Source organism: Paenarthrobacter sp. CM16, assembly GCF_013179505.1.
Taxonomy (GTDB): Bacteria; Actinomycetota; Actinomycetes; order Actinomycetales; family Micrococcaceae; genus Arthrobacter.
On record NZ_JABMCX010000282.1, the window covers coordinates 1 to 6,058 of the forward strand.

8 protein-coding genes and 2 pseudogenes are annotated in these 6,058 nt (G+C 62.9%); 6 read left to right on the forward strand and 4 right to left on the reverse strand.

Annotated features, from left to right (window positions below; genetic code table 11):
• The 4 genes and pseudogenes from HP499_RS19515 to HP499_RS19530 all read left to right on the forward strand — a co-directional run.
• Positions 1-205, forward strand: a pseudogene (locus HP499_RS19515) (FAD-binding oxidoreductase); the annotation flags it as partial.
• Positions 206-256: 51 nt separating this feature from the next.
• The gene (gene thiS, locus HP499_RS19520) at positions 257-493 is read left to right on the forward strand and encodes a sulfur carrier protein ThiS (RefSeq protein ID WP_172325812.1); all 237 of its coding nucleotides are present in this window, start codon (positions 257-259) and stop codon (positions 491-493) included.
• Between the two features lie 3 nt (positions 494-496).
• The gene (locus HP499_RS19525; protein WP_172325813.1) at positions 497-1,294 is read left to right on the forward strand and encodes a thiazole synthase; all 798 of its coding nucleotides are present in this window, start codon (positions 497-499) and stop codon (positions 1,292-1,294) included.
• Between the two features lie 33 nt (positions 1,295-1,327).
• Positions 1,328-1,663, forward strand: a complete 336-nt coding sequence (locus HP499_RS19530; RefSeq protein WP_172325814.1) for a 4a-hydroxytetrahydrobiopterin dehydratase — start codon at positions 1,328-1,330, stop codon at positions 1,661-1,663.
• A 96-nt stretch (positions 1,664-1,759) separates the two neighbouring features.
• Here the strand turns inward: HP499_RS19530 and HP499_RS19535 are convergent, their stop codons facing one another.
• Genes HP499_RS19535 through HP499_RS19545 form a run of 3 tightly spaced genes read right to left on the reverse strand, consistent with a single transcriptional unit; the run spans position 1,760 to position 3,109 of the window.
• Positions 1,760-2,062, reverse strand: a complete 303-nt coding sequence (locus HP499_RS19535; RefSeq protein WP_172325815.1) for a hypothetical protein — start codon at positions 2,060-2,062, stop codon at positions 1,760-1,762.
• 37 nt (positions 2,063-2,099) lie between these two features.
• Complete coding sequence (locus HP499_RS19540; RefSeq protein WP_026539987.1) at positions 2,100-2,324, reverse strand: DUF3107 domain-containing protein; 225 nt, start codon at positions 2,322-2,324, stop codon at positions 2,100-2,102.
• A 50-nt stretch (positions 2,325-2,374) separates the two neighbouring features.
• Entirely contained in the window at positions 2,375-3,109 is a 735-nt protein-coding gene (locus tag HP499_RS19545; protein WP_172325816.1) for a TetR/AcrR family transcriptional regulator, read from the reverse strand.
• A 6-nt stretch (positions 3,110-3,115) separates the two neighbouring features.
• On the opposite strand from HP499_RS19545, the gene moeB reads away from it, so the two are divergent.
• Positions 3,116-4,318 (forward strand): molybdopterin-synthase adenylyltransferase MoeB, encoded by a 1,203-nt coding sequence (moeB, locus tag HP499_RS19550; protein ID WP_172325817.1) that lies wholly within the window; start codon positions 3,116-3,118, stop codon positions 4,316-4,318.
• Positions 4,319-4,404: 86 nt separating this feature from the next.
• On the opposite strand, the gene HP499_RS19555 is transcribed toward moeB, so the two are convergent.
• Positions 4,405-5,727, reverse strand: a complete 1,323-nt coding sequence (locus HP499_RS19555; protein ID WP_172325818.1) for a glutamyl-tRNA reductase — start codon at positions 5,725-5,727, stop codon at positions 4,405-4,407.
• Between the two features lie 128 nt (positions 5,728-5,855).
• On the opposite strand from HP499_RS19555, the pseudogene HP499_RS25280 reads away from it, so the two are divergent.
• Positions 5,856-6,058: pseudogene (locus HP499_RS25280) on the forward strand (uroporphyrinogen decarboxylase); the annotation flags it as partial.

A 6,058-nucleotide genomic window follows, 5' to 3' on the forward strand; every position in this document is an offset into this window, starting at 1 on the left:
ACCGGACAACGCTCCGTTGCTGGGGCGGGCAGCTGGTGCCACCGGGGATGTTGACGGCCTGGTGATCGCCACGGGGTTCTTCCGGCACGGAGTCCTCCTGACGCCCGCAGCGGCACGGATCGTGGGTGAGCTGATCAACGGCTCGTCAGACCACCGGTGGGCAGCTTTCCGCCCGGACCGTTTCAGTGCAGCGCGGGTTCATTGATGGGCCATCAATGAACCCGCGCCGCCCTAATCTCGAGAACAAGGAAACAGCATGAACATCAAACTCAACGGATCCGATCACGCAGTGGCCGATGACGCATCGGTCAGCACCGTGGTCACCGCCGTCACGGGCCGGGTCCTGGACCACCGCGGACAGGCGGCCGACGGCGGCAAGCTGGGTGTCGCCGTCGCCCGTAACTCCGAAGTGGTGCCGCGGAGCCAATGGGCTGCAACGGCGCTCGCCGACGGAGACGAACTCGAACTGGTAACAGCAGTCCAAGGAGGCTGAATCATGACAACAGCAAATACAGAGGTCCGCACGGACGCCCTGGTGATCGACGACGTCGTCCTCGGCTCCCGGTTGATCATGGGCACCGGGGGAGCCCCCAGCCTGGATGGGCTGGGCGCGGCGCTCCTGGCCTCGGGGACTGAGCTCACCACCGTTGCCATGCGCCGCTACTCACCGGCGGAAACGGGATCGCTTTTCCAGCTGCTGGTGGACCATGGCATCCGCGTGCTGCCCAACACCGCAGGCTGCTTCACAGCCAAGGACGCAGTGATGACTGCTGAACTGGCCCGGGAAGCCTTGGAAACTGATTGGGTGAAGCTGGAAGTCATCGCCGACGAACACACGCTCCTTCCCGACGCCGTGGAACTGGTTGAGGCAACAGAGCAACTGGTCAACCGCGGATTCAAAGTCTTCGCCTACACCAATGACGACCCCGTTCTGGCTTTGCGCCTGGAAAATCTGGGGGCCGCCGCGGTGATGCCCCTTGGCTCGCCGATCGGAACAGGCCTGGGTATCTTGAACCCGCACAACATTGAACTCATCGTCTCCCGGGCCTCAGTCCCCGTGGTGCTCGACGCAGGAATCGGGACCGCCTCCGATGCCGCCCTTGCCATGGAACTGGGCTGCGACGCAGTGCTGCTGGCCACCGCAGTGACACGGGCGCAGAATCCGGTGCAGATGGGCGAGGCCTTCAAACACGCTGTGATCGCCGGTAGGCTGGCCAGGCAGGCAGGACGGATTCCGCGGCGTGAGCACGCTTTGGCGTCATCGGCCATGGAGGGCCGGGCAGAGTTCCTCTAGCGACTTGCAGGATCTTCGGGCGAAGGAGCGGACGTGGCTGGAAGCAAGGACCACCTGACCCAAGCAGAAATCGACGCCGCTCTCCTGCGGCTTCCCGACTGGAAATACCAGGACGGCCTGGTGACCGTCTACAAAACCCCGACTGCGGCCCAGGCGCTGGCACTTATTGCCGCGGTGGGAGAAATCGCTGAACAACAGAACCACCATCCCGATCTGGAATGGCGCTACAACAGGGTCCACGTCCGGTATGTGTCCCACGATGCAGGTGGGCAGGTCACCTCACGCGATGTCGCCGCTGCAACCTCTGTGAGTGAAGCGGCAGCAGGGCTCGGTGCAATGGCTCAGCCGGAGCGTTATCCGGGATCGTGAACAGTTTCGTTAAACAGCAGTGACCGTCGCCCGAGGGGCGGCGGTCACTGCTGGTTAAAAGCTGCTTGAGTCTTGGCGCCTCAGGGCCTTGGCGACTCAGAGCCGCAGTGCCTTGGTGAGCGCGGCAGTATCATGCTGAGTGCGTATCCGGCCCAGGAAAACCACGACGCCTGCGGCGGCGGCAGTTCCCAGAACGATCGGCAAGACCCAGGGAATCCAGGTTGCCCCGGGCTGATAACCCAGGCCGGCGCTGATGAACGCAATCCAGCTCAGGGTGCCCACAGCCACCGAAACGCCCGCAGGTAAGGCGATGCCGTACTTGCCGTGTCTTTTGTCGTTGGCCCACACGATGAAACCGCTGGCTACGGTAGCCAGAACCACCACAACGAGTGAAAGCATGAAGACTCCTTAGCGGACTGCGTCAGCGGGACAGGCCTTAGAGGGCGCCGAAACCGACGCGACGAACTTCCTCGGCACCGATTTCCACGTAGCCCAGAACGCTGCCGGGAACAATGATCTGGCGGCCCTTTTCATCGGTCAAGCGCAGTTCCGAGCCCTTTGACACGGCCTCTGCCACGATTTTGGCCACGGCGTCTGCATCCAAAGCGGATTCGAGCACGATTTCACGGCCAACGTTCTGAATGCCGATCTTTACTTCCACAGCAAGGCCTCCAAGCCAATCAAGTTGTAAGTCAGTCCTCTATTTGTAGCCTAGGACTCTTTGGGGAATCGACTGATTCCGCGCCAAGCTAAACGATAGATCAGATCACTGGCCACATCGAGGTCAAGGTTCCCGTCCGTTTCGAGCCAATAGCGGGCGCTGACTTGCGCCATGCCGGCCAGGCCGCGCCCCAGGAGCTGGGCTTCCAAAGGTGGCAATTTGGTGTCCTCGGCAATGACATGGGCCACTGCATCAGCGAACGTTTTGTTGAAGGTCTCCAAACGGGAGCTGACGTCGGGATCGTTGATGAGGTCCGATTCGAAGACCAGGCGGTGGGCTTGGTCATCATCGGCGATGAACCGGTAATAGGCCCGCATGACGGCCTTGACGCGCTCCTTGTTGTCCGTGGTGGAGTTCAAGGCGCTGAGCATCAGCTCCGTCAGGGTGGCCAGGTGGCTGTCCAGGAGCGCCATATAAAGCTCGCGTTTGGACGGAAAGTGCTGGTACAGCACCGGTTTGCTCACATGGGCGGCCTCGGCGATTTCGTCCATGGCCGCGCCATGGAAACCGTTGGAGACGAAGACTTCCAACGCCGCATTCAACAACTGCGCGCGGCGTTCGTCGCGCGGCAACCTTGGTGAACGTGTTGGCACGGCCCGTTCCTGCTTGGCCTGCGCCCCATCGTGTGCCCTTGTGCCGTCAGCCACAGTCTGCCGCCTTTCCTTTGCAGTTATGACCACTCTACCGGTGGGTAATATGACCGGGCGGCATCGGCAGGCATACATTGGGGTATGGCCTCAATTGTTGCTGCCCGCCCTGCTGCGCCCGCTGTCCTGCCGCCCCTTGTTGAACCGGCCGCCGAACTCACGACGGCCGAGGTGGAGCGATACTCCCGGCATCTCATCATTCCCGAAATCGGCGCCTTGGGCCAACGCAGGCTCAAGAATGCCAAAGTGCTCGTCATAGGTGCCGGTGGGCTGGGATCTCCGGCCCTGTTGTACTTGGCGGCGGCCGGAGTTGGCACCCTCGGAATCGTCGATGACGATGTGGTGGACCTCAGCAATCTGCAGCGTCAGGTCATCCACGGCGTCAAGGACGTTGGCACCCCCAAGATCGAATCCGCCCGGGATGCCATCAAGGAACTGAACCCGCTGGTCAACGTCGTTCTGCACAATATCCGACTGGACTCCTCCAACGCTCTTGAGTTGTTTGCGCAGTATGACCTCATTTTGGACGGCGCGGACAACTTCGCCACGCGGTACCTGGTCAACGATGCCGCGGCCATCCTCGGTAAGCCGTACGTTTGGGGGTCCATCTTCCGGTTCGACGGCCAGGTCAGTGTTTTCTGGGCCGAACACGGCCCCACGTACCGGGACCTCTATCCGGAAGCGCCGCCGGCCGGGTCCGTGCCGTCCTGCGGTGAGGGCGGAGTGTTCGGAATGCTCTGCGCAGCTGTTGGATCGCTCATGGTCACTGAGGCCGTGAAGCTGATTACCGGCGTCGGGCGTTCATTGCTGGGCAGGGTGGCCCTCTTCGACGCTTTGGGCGGAAGCTGGCGGGAGATCAAGGTTTCCAAGGATCCGGAAGCCGGGCCCATTACGGAACTGACCGACTACGAAGCCTTCTGCGGCGTGGCGCCGCCAGCGGCAACGGACCAGGACCACACCCTTTCGGCCAAGGACCTTGCCCGGATGCTCGCCGAACGGGAGTTGGGGGAGCGGGACTTTGAGCTGGTGGATGTCCGTGAGTCCGGTGAGCACAGCATTGTCAGTATTGACGGTTCGGTCCTCATTCCGCAGGGCCGTATTCTTTCCGGCGAGGCGTGGGTGGAGCTGCCGCAGGATAAGGACATCGTCTTCCATTGCAAGGCCGGAACACGCTCGGCTGCTGTCCTGGAAGCGGCGCAAAGGGCCGGTTATACCCGCGTCAGCCATCTCGACGGCGGTATTCTCGCCTGGGTGCGGGATGTGGAACCGCAGAAGCCCGTGTACTAGGACGTTGCCCGGCGCTTCCTTCGTCCGGGCAGCTCAACCAAGGGCGATGCCTTGGCAGGCGGCCGGGGTGGTGTGCTCCGGTTTTTTCAGGCGCTCTCTGAGCGAAGCTGCTGGTGGTCCACAGGGCATTCAGCGGCCGGAACCACCGCCTGGGGCTGTTCCACCTGGATGCCGTAAAGAGCCTCGAGCGCTGCGACGTAATCGTCCTGCTGTCCGTTGGCGGCAAGCTCACGGGCCCGCACGGTGGGAATGTGCAGGAGCTGCTTGACCATGCGGCGGAGGGCAAACTCCACCTCTTCGGCGGCAGCTGTGCATCCATGACGGGCACGGACCTTTTCCATCTCGGCGTCCAGCACGTTCATGGTGTGGCGGCGGAGGGCCACAATTGCCGTGTCCACGGAGCGGGCTTCGCGCTCGGATTCGAAGGACGCGGCCGCGCCGGTAACGATCGCACTGGCTTGGGACAACGACTCGGCTTGTTCCTGTGGTGCAGCAAGCCGCACGGATTCCAGGGTCAAAAGCTCCACGCCGTCCAGTTCGCCCACAGCGGGGTCGAAATCATGGGTGAGGGCGAGGTCAATCGCGATCAAGGGCTTGCCTGCATGTGCCCTGACGCGTGCAAGGTCTGCTGCTTCCACCCGGTTGTCCGATCCGCTGCAGCCGATCATGACGTCCGCTGCGGCAACAGCCGCGGGGAGGGTATCGGCGTCGAGCGCTGTTCCGCCGCGTGTGGCCACAAAACCCTCGGCACGGCCGGAGGAAGAATAAACGGAAACATCGGTGCAGCCGCGGTCCCGGAGGAGGGACATGGTAGCCCCGGCGTAAGCCCCGGTTCCAAAGACCACAACCTTCTTGGTGGACCAATCGTCGTTCTCGGCAAGATCGGTGGCCAGGTCCAAGGCAACGGAGACAATGGACAGCCCGCGCGAGCCGAGGGCAGTTTGCGCGCCGACGTCCTTGGCGGTCTTGGACGCAGCCTGGAAAAGGCGGACCAGGCCGGAGCTGGCAGTGCCTTCCTGCTGGGCGGTGATCAGTGCGCGGCGGACCTGCCCGGCGATCTCGCGTTCACCCACGACGGCGGAATCCAGTCCGGCGCTGACGGCAAAGAGGTGCCGGGTAACTTCGGGGCCGGTATGCGTGGCGAAGGAGCGCGAAACGAGTTGCTCATTCAGTCCGCTCAGTTCACTGATCCGGGATACCAGGGCGGATCGGGCTGCTTCAAGGTCGCCGCCGTTGGCGGTTTCGCCGTAAACCTCGTATCGGTTGCACGTCGCCAGGACCACGGCGCCGGAGACCACTTGGGAGTCCGTCAGGGCTGTCGAGGCAAGCTCAGAGGAACCGTTGCTCAACTGAGCGACAGTTTCGAGGTCGATGTCGGCGTGTGTAGCCACCAATGAGAAAAGAACCACAGCACCCCAATCATAGCTTTTTCGTAGCCCGGTAGAACAATGTGGCGCCGTGGTGATCCACACGCAGGCGGGTGATCCCGGCCACAACGGCCCGGGCGGGGCGCGACGTGACAGCTTGTCGTTATCTTTTGCCCCGGATTTTCGGCACAATCGAAGGCATGACTTCTAGCGCGGCAGCATCCAACAGTACGGCCTCCAACGCCCCGGCGGGAACCCTTGACGCCAATCACCCGCTGAAGGACGGCCGCACCTCGGACTCGCCGTTGATCACGGCCTACCGCGGCGGCACGCCATCCCGCAGGCCCGTGTGGTTCATGCGCCAGGCCGGCCG